The sequence below is a fragment of the Nostoc sp. 'Lobaria pulmonaria (5183) cyanobiont' genome (genome assembly GCF_002949795.1).
GTDB lineage: Bacteria > Cyanobacteriota > Cyanobacteriia > Cyanobacteriales > Nostocaceae > Nostoc.
Map to the genome: position 1 here is coordinate 25,466 of NZ_CP026692.1, position 20,201 is coordinate 45,666.

Annotated in this window: 16 protein-coding genes and 1 pseudogene; 7 read left to right on the forward strand and 10 right to left on the reverse strand. The window is 39.1% G+C overall.

Features of this window, described 5'->3' with window-relative positions; genetic code table 11:
• Window positions 1-147 precede the first annotated feature (147 nt).
• Window positions 148-1,311 carry a DNA polymerase III subunit beta gene (gene dnaN / locus NLP_RS00145; protein WP_104904622.1) on the forward strand — a complete coding sequence of 388 codons (1,164 nt, stop codon included), beginning with the start codon at window positions 148-150 and terminating at the stop codon, window positions 1,309-1,311.
• A 155-nt stretch (window positions 1,312-1,466) separates the two neighbouring features.
• Here dnaN and NLP_RS00150 read toward each other — a convergent pair whose 3' ends face one another.
• The 4 genes from NLP_RS00150 to NLP_RS00165 all read right to left on the reverse strand — a co-directional run bounded on the left by NLP_RS00150 (window position 1,467) and on the right by NLP_RS00165 (window position 7,120).
• Entirely contained in the window at window positions 1,467-4,775 is a 3,309-nt protein-coding gene (locus NLP_RS00150) for a GAF domain-containing protein (protein ID WP_104909714.1), read from the reverse strand.
• A gap of 255 nt (window positions 4,776-5,030) precedes the next feature.
• Window positions 5,031-6,218, reverse strand: coding sequence for a TRC40/GET3/ArsA family transport-energizing ATPase (locus NLP_RS00155; protein WP_104904623.1), 1,188 nt, complete (start codon window positions 6,216-6,218; stop codon window positions 5,031-5,033).
• A 106-nt stretch (window positions 6,219-6,324) separates the two neighbouring features.
• Window positions 6,325-6,606: a hypothetical protein gene (locus NLP_RS00160; RefSeq protein ID WP_104904624.1), complete on the reverse strand. Its 282-nt coding sequence runs from the start codon at window positions 6,604-6,606 to the stop codon at window positions 6,325-6,327.
• 136 nt (window positions 6,607-6,742) lie between these two features.
• Window positions 6,743-7,120: a hypothetical protein gene (locus NLP_RS00165; protein ID WP_104904625.1), complete on the reverse strand. Its 378-nt coding sequence runs from the start codon at window positions 7,118-7,120 to the stop codon at window positions 6,743-6,745.
• Between the two features lie 126 nt (window positions 7,121-7,246).
• Here NLP_RS00165 and NLP_RS00170 point away from each other — a divergent pair, with 126 nt between their 5' ends.
• On the forward strand, window positions 7,247-7,441 hold the full coding sequence (locus NLP_RS00170; protein ID WP_104904626.1) for a hypothetical protein: 195 nt from the start codon (window positions 7,247-7,249) through the stop codon (window positions 7,439-7,441).
• Between the two features lie 179 nt (window positions 7,442-7,620).
• Here NLP_RS00170 and NLP_RS00175 read toward each other — a convergent pair whose 3' ends face one another.
• From NLP_RS00175 to NLP_RS00190, 4 genes are all read right to left on the reverse strand, one after another.
• Window positions 7,621-7,998: a DUF2358 domain-containing protein gene (locus tag NLP_RS00175; RefSeq protein ID WP_104904627.1), complete on the reverse strand. Its 378-nt coding sequence runs from the start codon at window positions 7,996-7,998 to the stop codon at window positions 7,621-7,623.
• Between the two features lie 46 nt (window positions 7,999-8,044).
• Window positions 8,045-8,608 carry a hypothetical protein gene (locus NLP_RS00180; protein ID WP_104904628.1) on the reverse strand — a complete coding sequence of 188 codons (564 nt, stop codon included), beginning with the start codon at window positions 8,606-8,608 and terminating at the stop codon, window positions 8,045-8,047.
• Window positions 8,609-8,764: 156 nt separating this feature from the next.
• A complete protein-coding gene (locus NLP_RS00185; protein WP_104904629.1) occupies window positions 8,765-9,460 on the reverse strand; it encodes a HupE/UreJ family protein in 696 nt (231 codons plus the stop codon).
• 334 nt (window positions 9,461-9,794) lie between these two features.
• Window positions 9,795-10,556: a DUF4886 domain-containing protein gene (locus tag NLP_RS00190; RefSeq protein WP_104904630.1), complete on the reverse strand. Its 762-nt coding sequence runs from the start codon at window positions 10,554-10,556 to the stop codon at window positions 9,795-9,797.
• Between the two features lie 202 nt (window positions 10,557-10,758).
• Between NLP_RS00190 and NLP_RS00195 the strand changes: the two are divergent.
• From NLP_RS00195 to NLP_RS00205, 5 genes and pseudogenes are all read left to right on the forward strand, one after another.
• Window positions 10,759-11,055 (forward strand): annotated as a pseudogene (locus NLP_RS00195) (endonuclease).
• Window positions 11,056-11,095: 40 nt separating this feature from the next.
• Window positions 11,096-11,191 (forward strand): endonuclease, encoded by a 96-nt coding sequence (locus NLP_RS35430; protein ID WP_267894902.1) that lies wholly within the window; start codon window positions 11,096-11,098, stop codon window positions 11,189-11,191.
• A 260-nt stretch (window positions 11,192-11,451) separates the two neighbouring features.
• On the forward strand, window positions 11,452-14,790 hold the full coding sequence (locus tag NLP_RS00200; RefSeq protein WP_104904631.1) for a PAS domain S-box protein: 3,339 nt from the start codon (window positions 11,452-11,454) through the stop codon (window positions 14,788-14,790).
• Window positions 14,791-15,118: 328 nt separating this feature from the next.
• Complete coding sequence (locus NLP_RS32595; protein WP_158680232.1) at window positions 15,119-15,292, forward strand: hypothetical protein; 174 nt, start codon at window positions 15,119-15,121, stop codon at window positions 15,290-15,292.
• Between the two features lie 270 nt (window positions 15,293-15,562).
• The gene (locus NLP_RS00205; protein WP_104904632.1) at window positions 15,563-16,654 is read left to right on the forward strand and encodes a hybrid sensor histidine kinase/response regulator; all 1,092 of its coding nucleotides are present in this window, start codon (window positions 15,563-15,565) and stop codon (window positions 16,652-16,654) included.
• 124 nt (window positions 16,655-16,778) lie between these two features.
• Here NLP_RS00205 and NLP_RS00210 read toward each other — a convergent pair whose 3' ends face one another.
• Together NLP_RS00210 and NLP_RS00215 are read right to left on the reverse strand one after the other, a co-directional pair.
• Window positions 16,779-18,083, reverse strand: a complete 1,305-nt coding sequence (locus NLP_RS00210; protein WP_104904633.1) for a dihydroorotase — start codon at window positions 18,081-18,083, stop codon at window positions 16,779-16,781.
• A 323-nt stretch (window positions 18,084-18,406) separates the two neighbouring features.
• Window positions 18,407-19,759, reverse strand: coding sequence for a histidine phosphatase family protein (locus NLP_RS00215; RefSeq protein WP_104904634.1), 1,353 nt, complete (start codon window positions 19,757-19,759; stop codon window positions 18,407-18,409).
• Window positions 19,760-20,201: the final 442 nt, after the last annotated feature.

The window sequence follows — 20,201 nt, forward strand, 5'->3', positions numbered from 1 at the left end:
AGAACTTTTAAAACATCCTCTAAACGAGTTTTCTACGCTTAAGCAACTTCGTCAGCGATGCTTACGCCTACGTACTAACTAAAAAACAGCGATCGCATACTGAACAATAAGGGTGTTAGGATATCTTTCACCAGCTGAATCTGACTTATGAAATTAGTTTGCTCCCAAAGCGATCTCAGTACAAACCTCTCACTCGTTAGTCGTGCAGTACCTTCACGACCAACTCATCCAGTACTTGCCAATGTGCTGTTACAAGCGGATGCTGAAACTAACCAAGTAAGCTTAACAGCCTTCGATCTCAGCTTAGGAATCCGCACCAGCTTTAACGCAGAGGTATGGGAAAGTGGTGCGATCGCACTTCCTGCTAAATTACTTGTAGACATCACTTCTCGTCTTCCAGAAGGTGAAATCACTCTCGATGATGAATCAGCCTTGACAGGTGCAACATCTGGTGGAGAAGGTTTAATTGTCACACTCACACCTAAGAGTGGACATTACCAATTCCAAGCAATGGGGCCAGAAGAATTTCCCGAACTTCCTGTAATTGAAAATACAGAAGTAATTCATCTCACCACCACCGCATTAATTGAGGGATTACGCGGTTCATTGTTTGCTACCAGTGCTGATGAAACCAAACAAGTACTCACCGGTGTGCATTTAACAGTTAAACAAGATACTCTAGAATTTGCAGCTACCGACGGACATCGCCTCGCAGTCGTAGAAACTAGCAACGAGCGTCCTCTAGGCGGAACTAGTCAACTAGAAGTAACAGTACCAGCTAGAGCATTACGTGAACTCCAACGAATGTTAGCTCATAGCGCCTCATCAGATGAACCTGTAGCTTTATATTTCGATCGAGGTCAAGTTGTGTTTGCATGGCAAAATCAACGCTTGACTAGTCGCACATTAGAAGGGCAATATCCTGCTTATCGACAATTAATTCCGCGCCAATTTGAGCGACAAGTAACAATTGAACGGCGACAATTTGTTAGCACTTTGGAGCGGATTGCTGTGTTAGCCGATCAAAAAAATAATATTGTCAAGCTCAGCATTGATAGCGAAGCTCAAGAAATTACCTTATCTTGTGAAGCTCAAGATGTAGGCAATGGTAGAGAGTCAATGCCAGCAGAAATTTCTGGGGAAAATATTGAAATTGCTTTTAACATTAAATATTTGATGGAAGGCTTAAAAGAATTACCATCTACCGAAATTCAAATGCATTTAAATCAAAGCCTAACTCCAGTAATTTTTACGCCATTGGGTGGTTTGAAAATGACCTATTTAGCTATGCCTGTGCAACTTAGAAGTTAGAGGTGATTTATCAACTAAAAATCCAATTCCTGTAAGATCAAATGTCATTTAACCCTGATTTAGATCCCCAACTTCTTTAAAAAGTCGGAGATCGGCAATACGCTTCAGTTAAAGGTAAAAGTCTTTGCCAATGACAAATGACCAATGACTAATTACTAATGACTAATTTGTTTAATCGGAATTTCAATCCAAAATTCTGTACCTAACTCTGGCACAGAATCACATCTAAACACACCACCATGTTTATCTACGACAATCTGGTAACTAATTGACAACCCCAAGCCAGTGCCTTTTCCCACTGGCTTAGTTGTGAAAAAGGGATCGCAGATTCTTGCTCTGAGAGCTTCGGGTATTCCTGGCCCATTGTCTGCAATGCGAATGACTACACTCTTGATATTGCCTTCAAGTTCTCCAAAAGCAGTACGGATAGTAATTTGACTGCTATGAGGTTTTGATTGAGATTCCGTGTAATCTTCTAAAGCATCGATCGCATTGCTTAAAACATTCATAAATACCTGATTTAGTGGCCCGGCATAGCAATCTACTAAAGGAAGGTTAGTATATTCTTTGACTAATTTTATCGCCGGACTTTCTGGTTTTGCTTTCAAGCGATGCTGCAAAATTAGCAAGGTGCTATCAATGCCCTCATGAATATCAACTGGTTTTTTTTCTGCTTCGTCAAGGCGAGAGAAGTTCCGTAAACCCAAGACAATCTGACGGATGCGATCGACCCCAATTTTCATGGAAGATAGAGTTTTGGGCAAATCTTCTATGATAAATTCTAAGTCGATCTCGAAGGCGCGATCGCTAATCTCAGGACTAGGGTTGGGAGTATTTTGGAAATAGAGGTCTAGGATACTGAGTAAATCTTGGGTGTAATCATTGACATGATTGATGTTGCCATAAATGAAGTTCACGGGGTTATTAATTTCGTGAGCCACACCAGCTACCAGTTGACCTAGTGAGGACATTTTCTCAGTTTGGATCAGTTGGGTTTGAGTTTGCTTTAAATCATGCAAAGCTTGAGCCAGCTTTTGGGTGTGCTCTTTGGTTTGATTATGTAATTGAGCTTGTTGGAGTGCAACCCCAAGTTGATTGGCAATTTGAGTAATAAATTTAATTTCTGAGGCTTCCCAATGGCGGGGTGCAGAATTCTGGTAAGCTGCTAGCAAGCCCCATAGCTGTTGCCCGATAAATATAGGTGCGATCGCATAAGCCTTTGCTTGAATTTGCTCTAGAACTGCAACGTGGCATTGAGAGTGCCCAACTTCATAGATATCATCAACTGCAAAAGTTTCATTGTGACGATATCGCCCACCTTGGGTTTCCTGCAAATAGCTATCTTGCCAAACTGTATTAGTATTAGAATTTACTAACTTTATCCAACCATCGCCCACAAACTCGGCGATATATTCACCACTCCAATCAGCCTGGAAGCGGTAGACTGCAACTCGATCTGCTTGTAATGATTTACAAATTTCTTGGGTGGTTGTCTGAAAAATCGCATCTAGATCGAGAGATTCTCTAACTTTCGCCACAACTTCAAACAATACCCGTTGTTGTTCTGCTGCTTGTTGCAAATCTAATGTCTGTTGTTGTGTTTGAGAGAGTAAATCAGCTTGCTGGAGTGCTACGCCCATTTGGGCGGCAATCTGACTGAGAAAGTTAACTTCAGAAGTTTTCCATTGCCGGGGGCCAGTGTGTTGATAAGTTGCTAGTAAACCCCAAAGTTTTTGCCCAACAAAAATCGGAGCAAGCACAAAAGCATGAATTTGAAACTGCTCTAGATTGTCGATATGACATTGAGCAAACCCCATCTTGTAGATGTCATCGACTGCAAATGTTTCATTGTGGCGGTAACGTCCTCCCTGTGTATCTTGTAAGTAGGTATCATTCCAAATTGTATTAATACCTAGTTCTGACTCATTCGACCAATATGGACTAGCAGCCTCGAAATCTCCGACAAATTCACCACCCCAATTAGAATCAAAACGATAAACAGAAACGCGATCGGCTTTGATTAATTGACAAACTTCTTTAGTTGTGGTTTGAAAAATCGTATTTGTGTCCAGAGATTCCCGAATTTCGGCAATAACTTTAAACACAGCCCGTTGTTGTTCAGCTGTCCGTTGTAACTCTACGGTGCGTCTTTTAACTTGTTTTTCTAAGTTTTCATTGAAGATTTGTACTTGTTGATATAATTCATACTGCTGAATTGCGGAAGCAAAGTGTTTACTGAGGTTTCTAGCCAGTTCAATATCTTCAACCGTCCATTTTTGAGCTTGTGCTTTTTTAAATTCGCGCCAAACTTCAAAGGATTGTCGGGGATACTGTTGCCTTTGATCGCTATCATATTGCCCCGCCCAGAGAGTTTCTGTATCTATTTCGCTGCGGAAAATACTTAAGTAGCCCAGTAATTGCTGACGATATTGGAGCGGGATCATCAACATACTGCGAATTCTAGTTGGTTGAAAAGCAACTTGCAAACTTCGCAAGTCAGAAATTTTATATATATCTGAAATTGCCCAAACATCGTATTTACTAAACTTGTAGTGTTCTTGCCAGACGCTATACTGTTCTATGAGTGGATATATAGTTTGTTCTGGCATCACAGGTTGCTCTCCACAGATATAAAGCTTGATACAAGTATTTCCTGGTATTAAGCATTCTATTAAGCTGATCGCGTTGCCATTGTGGAAATCAAAAGCTTCATTTCTAAGGCAAAGCCTGCCACCAACACCATTAAAGGCAGCAACAGCCTCTTCTAGGGCTGGCTGTAATACAATTGTTGGCAGTGAATGTAGCAGAGTCGCAATGCGATTAACGATCGCTTCTCGTTCGGCTGTTTTGCGGACTTGAGTCAGAAGGGTACTTTGAGCGATCGCCATTGATAGCTGCTCGACTACCATTTGTATTGCTTCTAGTTCATATTCTGAAATCAAACGCGCTTCAGAATTATGAGACGCCAGCAGCCCCCAAAGTTGATCTTGATAGAGAATAGGCACTACCACAGAGGATTTTACCCCCATTGCCATCAAATATTCAACATGACAGGGGTCTACAGGGCGGTAACGGATCTCCTCTGATATAGTTTCTCCATTATCCAAGTCATGCAGGTGAATTTGACCAATTTCTTTAGTATCAACATTTACAACAGAACGCACCCGTGATTTAATAAATAGTTCACGGGCGGTGGGTGGAATATCATCAGCAGGGAAATTCAGTCCTAGTAGTGATGGCAAACGATTTTCGTAAATTGACTCAGCAATCACTTGACCACTATCATCAGGATGAAATTTGTAAATCATCACTCGGTCAGTTTTTAATAGCGATCGCACCTCTGCCGTTGTGACTGTGATAATTTCTTCCAACTCTAAGCTTCGTCGGATACGGTTTGTAATGCGGCGTAGTAAACTTTCTTCATTACGATATAAAGGCAAATCTTGTTCAGAATTGGAGGTCATTGTTATAGCAAAATAAATTAATAATTTGAAAACTGACATAATTAAATCTAAAGACATTGTGATTTTTTTTTCATCATTTTGTCTTCAGTAAAACTACGGTCAAATCACTAGTAAAAATATTTATTTGCCTTTTATCAAAATTCACCAAAAAATCATAAAAACAGACGCTAAAAAAGTTGCGTCTGTACTAGGTGCAAGAGAAAATTCTTGCTTTTTAGTTTTGACTTTTTGTTGACAGAGTAACGTTCAACAAAATTAAACTCTTGTGTTGTCAGCAAAGCGGATTTTTAGATAGTCATTTTCCATCTTTGCTCCGCCTGGTTGTAGTGCTGCTAAGGCTTGTGGCAAAACTAAGTTACGACGATGGTTGCCAATAGTAATGTTTAATTCGTCTCCAGTTTTACTGAGTTGAACTTGGTCTTTAGGGATACCAGGTAAGTAAATTTCTAAGCTGTATTGGTTTTCCTCTTGTACTACTCTAAGAGTTGTTTCTTTGTAATAAACCTGAGTCGGATCTTCATCTTTATAAAGAGTTTCTTTCAGGCGTTCTAATGAAGCTAATCCACACATTTCCTCAGAAAATAGGGGAACTTCTTTCACAGGCAGAGGGTGAAAATCATTATGAATTTCCTGACGATATTGCTCCTGACTTTCCTTCCAACGTTGGAAAAATGGATCTTGGACTTCATTGGGAATAATCCGATTAGCCACGACTAAATCTGTTGCAACATTATACAAACTCAGATAAGCATGGGCGCGGAGTGACTCTTTAATCACCATTTTTTCGGGATTAGTTACCAGACGCACTGAGGTTTGAGTATTATCTGTTAATACTTTTTCTAGAGCTTCAATTTGTTCATAAAACTCATAAGGTGCATCCATTACTTCTTTATCTGGTAGCGAAAAACCAGCAATTGGTCTAAAAAAAGGTTCAACCAGAGGTCGAAGTGCCACCGAGATGTTTTGAAATGGTTTGTAAAAACGGCGCATATACCAGCCACCGACTTCAGGTAAACTCAGCAAGCGCAGTGCTGTGCCAGTGGGGGCTGAGTCGATAATTAAAACATCAAACTCACCTTCATCGTAATGGCGTTTCATCCTTACCAAGCCAAAAATCTCATCCATGCCTGGTAAAATTGCCAATTCTTCCGCTTGTACGCCATCTAAACCCCTTGCCTGTAAAACTTGGGTAATATAACGTTTCACAGCACCCCAGTTTCCCTCCAGTTCTTGCAGCGCATCCAGTTCAGCAGCCCACAGATTTGGGCGAATTTTTCGGGGTGTATGTCCCAGTTCCATGTCAAAACTGTCTGCTAGGGAGTGGGCGGGATCTGTACTTAAAACCAATGTCTGATAGCCGAGTTCTGCACAACGGAGTCCAGTTGCAGCAGCGACGGAAGTTTTGCCCACACCGCCTTTACCAGTCATCAAAATTACACGCATAGATGCTTTTTTCCTGCCTGAGGATTTTATTACATTTATTTACATTATCGACTGTTTAAGGAAAATAAATGTTGTCTAAACACGTCTAGGCATTAATTATGAGTATTTACCCTAACTCATCCGTTGGGTTTTGCTGCAATAGCCGATCGAGTTTAGTTTCCAGTGCTGAGAGTTTTTTAAGAATTGTGGGGCGATCGCCATCAAGAGAAATTAGTAAATTGGTTATTCTCTCTTGTATGTTTGTTAATTGTGCTACTGCATTCTGGATTTGAAGCATTCCTTCTCGGAGTTCTTGGCGTTCCTGACGTGCTTCCGCCATTTCATCTAACATAGCTTGGACTGTTTTAGCATTACTCTCAAGTAGATGTTTGAGTTCTTTATCAGTCATTGCGATCGCGCTTTGGAATTGAGTTTATTATTCACTCTAAAGTATTGGGGGATTTTGTTTCAATCCCCCGTAGAGCAGCACAACTGTGCTAACCTGCACTATGGCCTAATTACCTGAAAATTGCGATCGGGGCTGTTTACTGGCTCAACATGGCAAAAGCTTGCTCAACAAGCATCTTAGCTTTGTGCAAGTTCAACAGCTTTTCCTGTTCAAATCTATCTGGATAAGCCATTTTCCTACCTTCCAGCGTTAGGCGAATCAGTGCTATTTGCTCATCTGTGGGTGAACTCATCTCATCGATTGCTGCGCCAATATACTGAAAAGTCGTGAAAGTGGGAGCCTTTAACCCTCTTCCCTCTTGCATCTGATGTAGGGCTAGTTGTGGGAATGCCATTAGAGAAGTGATGTAAGAAACTTTGTATCCTGAGTTTCCTGTCGGCTTGATACCGTAGCGTCGGCATAAATCGCGTAACTCTTGGATGGTTTTGATTTCAAGTTCGGAACGCGTAAACATAAAATAGAAGTGTCTCGTTTCTAATGGGATATTTGGTGGGTATCTAGTTTCTCAGGCGAAATACCCACTAATAAATCATTATTCAATACGTATATCAATTAGTCCAGATATATTAAGTAACGTAAAGTGTCTAAAGATAATCGTGGAAATCCAGAAATTAAAAATCATGGTTTTAAAACTGACAGAGATAAACCATTGACTGAATACATAAATTTGCGAGTCACAAAGGAAATGAAGGAAGAGGTAAAAGCTAAAGACGATCCTCCAGAATTTTGCCGTCGTGCTATCCAAAAAGCATTAGATGAAGAGAAAGAGAAGTAGTGCTTATTTTTCCTACTCTAACTCTTCTGGATCAATTCCCAATTCCTTCAATCTAGCCTTCAGTTCTTCCACTTGCTGGTGTGCTATTTAAGTTTCTCGTTCATAAAGATTAATGGCTTTTGTTGTTACGTTTAGTGTAATAGCAATCACCTGTTCAGATATATCAATTATTAACTTTTTCAAGAGAAAAAATGCTGCTTCACCACATCTAGGCGTGAACAATTCCAATAATCGATATGAGAGACAATCAAACCATCAGAGTTAAGACCTAATTCACTCCAACCAGGAATAGAGATCCGTGGCTTCCAGGGGAGAGGGGTATTCCAACTGAGTGTCCACTCAGTTTTTATTGTGTCTCCTAAACGTTGAATATTATGTAAGTCCATCTTGGGATCTAAAAACCAAGTTTGGATAAAATTAATCATTACTTTGTAACGTTTAACACCACGGAATTTATTCAGTGGGTCTTGAAAATAAACGTTTGGAGTGTAAATACTGTAAGTTTGATTGACTGGGAATCTTTGATAGTCTTCTTTGAGGATTTCAATGATATCCATGATAGATAAATATATCTGTAAATTGGTTTAATATGAAAACTGAAAATCAACCCTCATTCCATAAACGTTCTAACTGACGCCGCCAAGCAGTTAGGACTTCTTCTCGCCCTTGTGAAGTTTGATTCATTTCGCCCATCATTCCTTCGGCGTAAAAGCGATCTAAGCTTTGCATAGTAGCTTGTAGAGATTGTCCTTGCTGTTTTGCTGCCTGAATAATTTGTCGGATGCGGCTTTCAACTAGTTGATTAAAGACATTCTCTAATCTAGCCTGATGGAGAGATAAAAGCCGGTTGATTGCATTGGACAAATCTGCACTCACTAAAGTTCCACTGTGATGTTGAAATACCCCCCAAATTACCCTTTCATACAAAGCGTAACGTACTTCCTGAGTGTCATCAAAGTTGGCTTCTAGGAACTGTTCTAAAAATGGTTGGGCTTCTTGAATGGGCAGAATAGGCAGTAAAACTCGCAGCCAAGTATTATCTTCGGAAAGCAGCACCAACAGCCGAAAAGTAGGAGTGTCTATTTGCCACGAGCCAGGAGCAGTCGTAGCAACAGCCGATGTGTCAAATAATTCTGTGAGCGTAGCCGCAATTTCTTCAGGTGTCATAACTTTTTATCTAGATATAGCCTCTAGATTAGCGCAGAGGTGCATCAACTTATTCACTAGAATGCTTGCTTGTCCAGTCTGAAAACGCAGTGGGGGCGCACAGCTAGGTGTACGCCCCCACGAATGAATGTATTCCACCGAATTGAAATATCTGATTTAAATAAGCGAATTGCTTAAAAACACAATACCGATCGCACAAAAAGCGAAGCCAGCAAGGCTGATCCAAGGTAAAATTCGATTTATTTCTCCCATACCCATCGCAACACCAATTTTTCTGGCACTCATCGCAACCGCAAACAGAGTTAAGGTAATACCTAGTATATAGGTAACTACTGGTATTATTCCTGCCGCAACAATAGATTCAGCATTAGCGTAACCCTGAAATAAACCAGCACTGATGCCCAGCAGAGCAAGCACCAGAAAGTTTAGTTGATTTGGCATCATCAGCATAGTACCAAAAATAATGGTAGAAATGGCGATGGCTGCGCCAACGCTTTCAGCGATCGCTATTTCTGTGCCTGGTAAATTTAGCTGGAATATATGAATTACAATGCCCAAAACTGTTGCGAAGACAAAACATCCAGCGATCGCAGCGCCATGAACAAACACAGATGAGAGTAAGCCAATAGCAACAATACCAACTAAACAATTTAAACTAATTACTGGATCTGCCAATCCCCAGAGAAAGGCTTCCCAGCCGTTAGAAATGCTATGGTCAAATGGTGTTCCACTCAATGAACTCAGTAAGCTAATTAAAATTAAAGCTGCGATCGCCCCAACATGGCGATCCATGAACTTTGAGGTATTAAGTTCCCCCCAAGTATGGGATTGTGATAATTTAGTCTTGAACATCGCTATATACCAAATTAGTTTTTAGGTAATTTATACTACCCACCTACCCCAAAAAACTAACGTGGTAATTGCCCTAAATCGTATTAACTTCATAAAGTGATGTAAAGCCGCAGTGGTAGAAAAAGTTCTCTCATAAGCAAGTAGGATCGGGCTATTGATATTGAGATTTAAGATGCGATCGCTCGCTAATCAAGAATCGACTCTAAAATAAAAAAATATTTTTATAAAACTGCTTCTATAATTTGAATAATTAACAATTACTTTATTTGCGATCGCATTATCTTAAAGCAGTATATATGTGTAGCACTGTTTTTACTTTTTAATTTTCGTTAATTTATTCTGACTCCTGAATACTTACTTCTGAATGATTTCTGACGATATGCTCAGCTAAATTTTGAATAATTTGGGCATCTGTTTCACTTAAACTTTCCAACTCAATTCTGTTATTTTCTTGTGGGGTACTAGAATCGCTACTATATATACGACGACTCAAGCCTATGGGACTATTATCATAAAATGTTGTATAGAATACACACGCTGCAACATACGATCCAATCGGACTAGGGTGGCTTTGATCGGAGCTGTAAAGGTTTAATTTCACATTCGCTTCTTGAACTTTTTGCCAAGCAATTCCCACAGGTGCAACTTTAGCATTCAGTTCTTTAGCAATGGTCATGTAAGCATCAGTCAATATCTGTTGCGTTTCTGGTTGATCTTGCTTTGCCCAAGTCAAGTAAAACACTGTTTGGGAATTAACTCGTTTAATTTTAGCATCAAACAGACTAGCATACTTGTACATTTCCTTGGGATTGGTAATTGGTAAAGTACTTTGCTCTTGCAGTACTACGTAATCCCAGCGTTTCGCTTTCAAAAGCTTGAGTGCTTCACCACGTTTCCAGTGGTTTTTGAGTGTAGCTCCACCAACCACAACCATTTCAGTTTCCAGCGTTTTAGGTTCTTTCGCTGAAGCCGCCAACTGTTGCGTCAACCAAGGAAGATCGTTGAAATAGGTATAGCTGTTGCCAATAAATAAAACTCTGATTGCCTGCTGTTCGCCTACTGGGAAGGAATTTGCCTGAATCTGCCTTCCTAACATCTTAAACAAGACAATTATCAGAAAGAGGAATAAACATACATATACTATGTTGGTGTTGCTCATCATCCCTGAAACCTTTGCAGTATAACTTAATTCTTGGATGGGATTTTTTTGGAAATAGTTCTGACTCTTGATGAGTATATGAAAGTTTTCCCAACAAATTGCAAATTTTACCCAACCTATAGGACTGAATACCGAACATATTTGGCCACAAAGTAAAGGGGCTGACAAAGGTAATTCTCGAAGTGACCTTCACCATCTATTTCCTGCACGAGCAGATATTAATAGCGAGCGAGGTAATAAAGCTTCTGACGATATAGCCGACACAACTACTAAGAAATGGTATCGAAATGATACTGTTTAATCTACAATTACTAGCAGTGAAATTAATGAGTTTAGCAAATTAGGATCTTCTAAATTTGAGCCTAGAGAGAAGGTAAAAGGGGATATAGCCAGGGCAATTTTTTACTTTTACACTATTATATCGACAACAAGCTGAGACAGTAGACCCAAATTACTTTCAGAATCAGCGTCAGACTTTGTGTAAATGGAATCAGCAAGACCTACCCGATCCTACTGAAATAGAACGGAATCGTGCGATCGCTATATTTCAAGGTAATGACAATCCGTTCTAATTACTTTGATTACGGTTAAGCTGCATCTACCTTAAAAACCGTTATTTTTTGAAATCAAGAAAAAGCTCAGAACTCAAGCCATGAACAAATAATATACTTCTACTAAAAAACCAGCTTTTACAGTAAATGGGATTTATTAAAAATAATATAAAATCTTTATAAAAATATAAGAAAATTAATCATAGAAAACACTGATGCTTTTTAATTAATTATGAGCAAAAATATTATTTACTTATTTATTAAAGATAATTCTATACATAATGTTCATTAACTCTCTCATCTCTGATAATTTACAACAGACTATCATTCGTCATCCACTCATTGTTAGCTCTAAGATTATGCTTCCAGATGTGATTGCACTACTCAATGAGGCATCAGGTAATCATGATAGCTTGCCAATCAAAGATAACAATTCTTTGACCAACTCAAGTAAAGATATAGCTAGCAACACATCTCAAGCCACCAGTTGTGTTTTAGTTATAGAAAACTCGCGGTTGGTAGGGATAATTACGCAACGAGATTTAATTAAGCTGACAGCACAAGGTAAAAATCTAGAGGGTATCAGTGTTGCCCAAGTGATGACCAGAGAGTTAATAACATTGAAGTTAAGAGATTTTAAAGACGTTTTTACTGCGTTACATTTGCTGAGACAAAATCGGATTTGCCATCTGCCTATTATTGGGGATCGAGGAGAATTAATTGGATTAGTGACTCCTACCAGTCTGCTGGCAGTTTCTATTCTACAAGCCGAACTTTACAATCATACACGAGTCAAACTTGTAGAACGCCAAAAAATCGAGGCAGAATTGCGATTGGAGCGTAATTTTGTTGCTACCGTTTTGAATCTAGCAGACGCTCTAGTTATAGTACTAGATTTTCAAGGGAAAATTGTTCGCTTTAATCATACTTGCGAGCAAGCTACGGGTTACACATTTGATGAAGTTAAAGGAAGATTTGTTTGGGATGTGCTGCTGTTACCTGAAATCACACAATGTATCAAAGATATTTTTAAAAATTTAGCTGATAAAGAATTTCCTCAACGTTACGAAACTTCTTTAGTTACTAAAGATAGCGATCGCCGCTTAATTTCTTGGTCAAATAAAGTCTTACCTAATCGTGATAATCAAGTTGATTATATCGTCTGTACAGGCATTGACATTACTGAAAGCCGAAAAGCACAAGAGGAACTCCAACAGACTCGCAACTTTTTACAGTCGATGATTAATAATCTGCCTGTAGCCGTCTTTGTTAAAGATGCGAAACCAGAAAGTTTTGGGACAGTCAAGCTCTGGAATCATACCTGCGAAAATATTTTTGGTATTACAGCAGAGCAGGCTATTGGCAAAACAGATTATGAATTCTTCCCGAAAGAACAAGCAGACTTATTCTGCCAAAAAGACCTAGAAAGTTTTGCTAGCGGTTTACCTCAAGATATTTCTGAAGAACCTATTGACAGCCCTAGTTTTGGTAGAAGAATTTTACACACGACTAAAATTCCCTTGTATGATAAAAACCAACAACCCGAATACCTGTTGTGTATTTCTGAGGATATTACAGAATATAAACGAGCAGAAAAAAATCTGCAACAAGCAAAAGAGCAATTACAAACGGTTTTAGATGCAGTACCTGGGTTTGTTTCTTGGGTAAATGATGATGGATATTATTTAGGGGTTAATCGCCATTTAGCTGAAAGTTTTAACTTGACTCCCGATGCTTTTGTTGGTCAAGAATTGGGCTTTATGGAAAACAGCCCGCAATTTACAGAATTTATGCAAGAATTTTTAAATAGACAAGATGTAGCAGATTCTAAGGTTATTGATGTTAAAATTAATAGTAAAACATGTAATTATTTGCTTGTAGCTCAAAAATATCAACAAAACACAGCTGCCGTTGCAATTGGAATCGATATTACAAAACGCAAACAAGCTGAAATAGCCTTACAAAGTTTGATAGAAAGTACAGCCTCTACGACTGGACGTGACTTTTTCCCAGCATTAGTTGAGCATATTTCTTCTACTTTAGATGTCCGTAACACCTTAGTAAGTGAGTTAGTTGATGGGCAAGCTCACACTTTAGGATTTTGGTCTGATGGGCAGTTACAACTGAATATTTGCTATGACCCAAAATCAACTCTATGTGAAATTTTGCTTAAGCAAGGATTTTACCATTGTAGTTCGGGAATTCAGCAGTTCTTTCCTAATGCTAAAAGATTAGCTGCTATGGAAGCTGAAAGTTCGATGGGAGTTATTTTAAGTGACGATTTTGGTCAACCAATTGGCTCACTATGCATAGTAGATGACAAACCCATACCTGACCAACATAAATTTGAAGGAATTCTCAAAGTATTTGCAGCTAGAGCATCTGCTGAACTGCAAAGGCAACGAGCACAAGAAGCTCTACAAAAACTCAATCAAGATTTAGAAGTCAGGGTTAAGCAACGCACTTTAGACTTACAACAAAGTGAGGCAGAACTTAGAGCTATTTTTAATCAAGCAGCTGTGGGAATTAAACTAGAAACTTTAGATGGTCATTTTCTTAAAGCTAATCAAAAGTTGTGTGAAATTTTAGGCTATAGCCAAGAAGAAATATTAAAGAAAAACTTTAGAGATATCACACATCCAGAGGATATAGAAATCCATCTAAATCATCTGCAAAAACTAATAGTAGGAGAGGTAGAAACATTCTCTATTGAGAAGCGCTATTTACATAAAAATGCTGATGTAATTTGGATAAATCTAACGGTTTCGCTAATTCGAGATCCGATTGGTAAACCCATTTATGTGATCGGTGTAGTTAAAGATATACGTGAGCGCAAACAAGCTGAAGAAAATATTTGTAAAGCTTTAGTAAAAGAAAAAGAACTCAGTGAGTTGAAATCTCGTTTTATTTCTATGACCTCCCACGAGTTCCGAACTCCTTTAGCTGTGATTGCTTCCTCTGCTGGAATCTTAAAAAGTTTTAGCCATAAACTAGATGAACAACAAAAACATAAACATCTCCAGTGCATTCAGACTTATGTTCAACACACTACTCAACTATTAGATGATATTTTGCTAATTAATAAGGCTGAAGCTGGAAAATTGGCATTTGAACCAACTTATATTAATTTAATTAATTTCTGTTGTTCTTTGGTAGAGGAAATTCAACTCAGTTCTCCCAAACATACCCTAGCTTTTTCTCCCCAGTACTTGGGTAATTCATCAACACACGATCGCTTTATGGCTTGTATAGACAAGAAGCTTTTGCGACAAATACTGAGCAATTTGCTTTCAAACGCTGTTAAATACTCACCAGATGGTAGCAATGTTCAAATTGATTTATTAGTTCAAGATAAAAGTGCAGTTTTTCTAATTCAAGATGAGGGTATTGGTATTTTACCAGAGGATCAACAGAAATTATTTGAACCATTCTACCGAGCTAGTAATGTTGGTAATATGCCAGGAACTGGATTAGGTTTGGCAATAGTCAATAATTGTATAGACCTTCATAGAGGAAGAATTACCTTTGCTAGCCAGGTCAGAGTCGGTACGACATTTAGGGTAGAACTACCACTAATTATAAGTGATTTCCTCAATGAAAAATCTCTAATGTGTTATTAGTAAATAATTTTAGGGAACAATAAATTGCAGGATATTGTTTGGAATCTAATGTAAATTCCCAAGTTTTAAGCTGAATAATCAGTTTTAGCAGCTGCATTTACTGCGTCTATAGATATCACAAAAACTGCAAGATAGCCAACACCTAGCATAAATATGCAACAAGGTTTTACAAAAAATTTTACAAGACTTAGGTAATCCGCTTTCAAATATCAATATAGCAATCTATAGGACTCATATCTGATTTCTGAACAAGATTTCAGATACAACCCTGATAAAACGGGCTTTTCAGTCTCAGTATGTTTTCAGAAATCAAATCGGAGTCCTATATATGCTGAAAAAAGCTCAATCAGATGTTGAGTGCGATCGCTACTTGAGTATCTTACAACAAGAGTATGCTAGAGAAATGATGTTTTTGAATGAAATGAAGAACTCACAAACACTACTAACCCCAGAAAATGCCAAAGTTTTGCAAAATTTCAATTTGCTGAAGCAGAGCAAATAGTTAGTTTTACAACAAACATATTTAAATATTTCAGCGTTTGTACTTAAAGTATAAATATGATTATACGATATTATTGATAATTAATTTTTATTATTTAGCAAGATAAGCTTTATATGGATATAGCGTTTCCTAAGCAACTGAAGTATATCCAAATCTTCTTTACCAAGGTTAGTACCTTTGAAAACGTATCTCACTAGGTCGAAAATTGCTATAGCATATCATCCTAGACCAATAAAATAAAACTGATATTTTTATTTTCACTAATCATAGATGAACACAATTTTAATTATAGAAGACGAACCCCAAGTCAGAGGAAACATTCAAGAAATTTTACAACTTTCTGATTTTGAAACTTTGATAGCTGCAAATGGTAAGATTGGATTAGAAATTGCTCAATCAAAATTACCAGATTTAATTATCTGTGACATTATGATGCCTGAATTAGACGGCTATAGCGTGCTGTCTGCTTTACGCCACAATGAAGCAACTATCAATATTCCTTTAATATTTGTTACTGCAAAATCAGAGCGTTCAGATTTTCGTCAGGGAATGGATTTTGGGGCTGATGATTATTTGACTAAACCATTTACTCCTGAAGAACTACTCAATGCGATTGCTTCTCGTCTTCATAAACACGCTTTGGTTGAGCGCCAAGCCCAAGCCAAACTAGACGAACTCAGAATGAATATTGCTCACTCATTACCTCACGAACTGAATACACCTTTAAATGGTATTCTCGGTATGTCACAGTTGTTAATAGAAAGTTGTGGCATCATACCTGACTCTGAAGAAGTCGAAATTGCCGAATTAATTTACAGATCCGCCAATCGCTTGAATGCACTCGTTCAAAGGTTTTTATTATATAGTAATCTGGAAATAATAACTAAAAGTCCCGAAAAAACTCGTCAAATAAAAGAAAAAAAAGATAGATGTTTTACTGAAAAAATTATTAGTGAAGTCGCTCTCAAAAAAGCTATAGAAAACTGTAGAGAAAAAGATTTAAAGCTAGATATCCAAGAATCTCCAGTACAATTACCACAAGAAAATTTGAGTATTCTTATTGAAGAATTACTTGAGAATTCTTTTAAATTTTCTTTACCAAACAGCGAAATTCAAGTTATGAGTAAGAGAGAAGGTAATAAATTTAATTTATATGTAATTGATAATGGCAAAGGGATGGCAATAGAAGAGATTAATAAAATTGGAGCTTTTGTACAATTTAATCGAAAGTTATGGGAACAACAAGGCTCTGGCTTAGGACTGGCTATTGTTCAGCATATAGTTAAATTATATGGTGGTGAATTTACAATTGCTAGCATTCCTGAAAAAGGAACTACTGTAAGTGTTAGTTTGCCTTGCTAGGGGATGCTTACAAATATAACTACAGGAAAATATAAATTTACAAAATAGTAATTCAGAGAGTAAGGGGAATCTATCTTAATCTTTTAGGGGATTAGTTATATTCCGTAGTTTTAAGTATGCTTTTTCAACACCAAGTTTGCACAACATGACCCTTCAACTGTTGTCCTAACCAAGGTGTATTTTGTGAAAGTGTATAGAGACTTTTACGTTCGACTTTCCAGGTTTGCTGGGGATCGAATAAAGTAAGTTCTGCTGGTTGATGAGGTACGATCGCACTTACTTTTTGCCCCAAACACTCTGCTGGATTGGTACTCAATGCCCGCCATAATTCTAAAGCTGTAAATTCCTCAGTTTCAACGAGATATTGCCACAGCAAAGGTAATGCTAGCTCTAAACCAATTGCCCCAGCGGGTGCTTCGGCAAAGGCTTGGACTTTTTCTTCGTAGCTGTAGGGTGTATGATCAATAGCGATCGCATCGATTACACCCGCACGTACCCCTGCACGCAATGCCGCCATATCACTGGGATTGCCTAAAGGCGGATCTAAATGCAAGCTGGTGTGATAACTCTTAACTGCTTTTGTATCAAGTAAAAGGTGCATCCAGGTGGTGCTGGCGGTGATGGGTAAACCAGCCGCTTTCGCTGAAGCAATTAATTCCACGCTGCGATTTGTAGAGACACGCATGATATGGACTGGTGTGCCGATGGCTGCAACCAATTCAAGCATTGCTGCGATCGCAGTAGTTTCAGCGCTGGCGGGTATTGGGGGTAAACCAAAACGGAGAGCATCTGTCCCTTCTCTCATCACACCATTCGCTGTTAACTGGCGATCGCTAGGCCAAAATGCTACTGGTTTACCCAATGGCTGGAGATACTCTAACACTCTCTGCACCAGCGCCAAATTTTCTAAGGGCTTACCATCAGTAAAACCAACAACTCCAGCAGACGCTAAATCTGCCAATTCCGTCATCTGCTTCCCAGCAATATCTACGGTGATAGCACCCCAGAGATGAAGCAGAGGAGCAGGGGAGCAGGGGAGCAGGAAAGACAAACTCTTCTCTGCTCCTTTGCTTTTGTGCCCCTCTGGCCTCTTCTGCTGCAACTGTGCCACAAGTGCAGGGTTATCAATAACTGGGGATGTATCGGGTAAAATGCTAACTCTAGTAAAGCCGCCAGCAGCAGCAGCCTGTAAGAAAGACAAGAGGGTTTCCCGTTCTTCAAAGCCAGGTTCACCAGAGTGGCTGTACAAATCCACTAATCCAGGGCCGAGAACTAATCCCTGACAATCTTTGATTTGAGTATCGGAACTGATATCAGAAATGTGCGAAGCCACTTCTCGGATATAACCATCAGCAATCAGCACATCAAAGAGTTCATCGATTTCAGAAACAGGATCAATCACTCGTACTTTTTGCAGCAGTTCAGTCATAAAAGTTTTTAGTTATGAGTTAGGAGTTTAAGTCGGTAAGCATAATTAAACATAAAGTAAAATCCTAGTTCGTAGCGAGCGATTCATCCCTCAAAGCAAGGATTATTAAGACTAAAGTCCTTACCCAACGGGAAAGTTAGTCGCTCATGGGGGAAACCCCCATCGCCTTTGGCGTCTCCCCTTGGGAGAAGACCGCGCTAACTCACTACAAACTTCAATTTATTTACGTCTAGCTACTTATGAGTTATTTGTTCTTCAGCCATTGCTTCTAACTTTATTCCTCACTCCTCACTCCTAACTCCTCCTAACTCCTAACTCAGCACTCACAATGCCCCTGCTGCTGTTTTATCTAGTACGCCTCCACCAAAGTGATAGGTGATGTTCATCGCTTGCAGTACTGGTAAACCATCGATGCCAGCAGGGTAGTCGATAACACTGACTGCACCGTTACCCTGGCGAAAACTCCAGAAGTTTTCCAGCGATAAACCCAGAATGTGACAAAGCAAGGTTTTGTTAGTAGCGTCATGAGCTACTACTAATACAGTTTTGAATTGATTATTTGATGCTGCTTGCAGAATTGATTGCCAAGCTGCAACGCTGCGCTCCCACACCTGTTGCAAATTCTCCCCTTCAGGCATTTGCACTTGCGTTGGTATCATCCGCCATCGCTGCAATTCTCCCGGAAACTCTTGCTCTATCTCTGTTTCTAATTTTCCTTCCCAGAGACCATGACTGATTTCTCTTAAGCCATCTTGCAATTCTAACTTTACATTAGGATGTTGTTTTAAGATAATCTCTGCTGTTTCTTTAGGGCGCAGCATTGTGCTGCTGCAAGCATTATCAATTGCTACTTCTTGGAGAAATTTGCTTGCTTTTTGTGACTGTTGTCTACCGTTATCGTTGAGGGGGACATCAATTTGTCCTTGAAACCTGGTTTGGCGATTCCAGTCGGTTTCACCGTGACGCACTAGTAACAATCGTACTCCTTGATGATCCGGTCGCAATGAAGGTAGAGTTTCTCCAGTGTGTTGCGTCTGATTTAAGGATTCTAGCTGGACTGGTTCGCCCAATCCTCCAGCAAAATTTAATACGGTGATGCCACAGTTAGATTGCTGTATTGAGTGGTAACGACTGGGGGGGATTCCTAACGCTGTGCTAATCAAGGCGCGATTAATTCCGTTATGTCCGACAATGAGAATAGTTTCGCCTTGATGTTGGGACAAAATTTCTTGCCAAAACTGCCGTGCTTGTTCGTATAAAGCAAGAACAGGAAAATGTTCTCTTGTTCCTTCTGCATCATTAAGCAGCATCCGCAGTTTGTCGGGGTGTTGATGCCAAGTGCGGTAATCTTCAGCAAATTTTTGCTTAACTTCAGCAGTCAGCAATCCTTCCCATAAAGGCAGGTCAATTTCTAGCAGCAAATCAGAAACTTGGAGTACATCAGATTGTTTAGCCTGAGTAGCTAACTCACTATGGATAATATCTGCTGTGTGTTTTGCTCGTTGTAAGGGACTGCTGTAAATCGTATTAAATAAGATATTGCTGAGGGCTTTGCCTACTTTACTGGCATCGTTACGACCTTTTTCGGTTAATGTTGACGCATCAGTGCGTCCTTGGATACGCCGCTCGGTGTTATAACCGCTTTGACCGTGGCGCACAATGATGACACGAGTCATCTCAAAGCCCTCCTCTATCTTGACGATTAATTTTACTGCAAAACGATTGCATAATTATCGACTCAGGAAGGCGGATTGAGTCAGGTGCAAAACTTTATTCTGCTAGAGGAGGCAGGACGAGTGGCTAAAACTGCCGTTGTCTAAACAATGTTTTCTAATAAAGCTATTTTGATTTAAGTAAAAATATTCCCTTGAATACTATTACACATAACAGTGACAAAGTAATAGGTACAATTTAGGAATTATGCCTAGTACAGCTTGGCAAAAGTAAGCAGACCATTAAAAGCTACGAAAAGTCGGCAGACTGCAAGGCTTAAAAATGGTATGTGTGTTTACGCCGCATGGTACTAGTACCGCAAGGCGGAAGTCAAAAGTCAAAAGAATTGTATTTCGGGCTTTTACACCATTTGAAATGGTATGTTTATTTACGCCGTGCTGTACT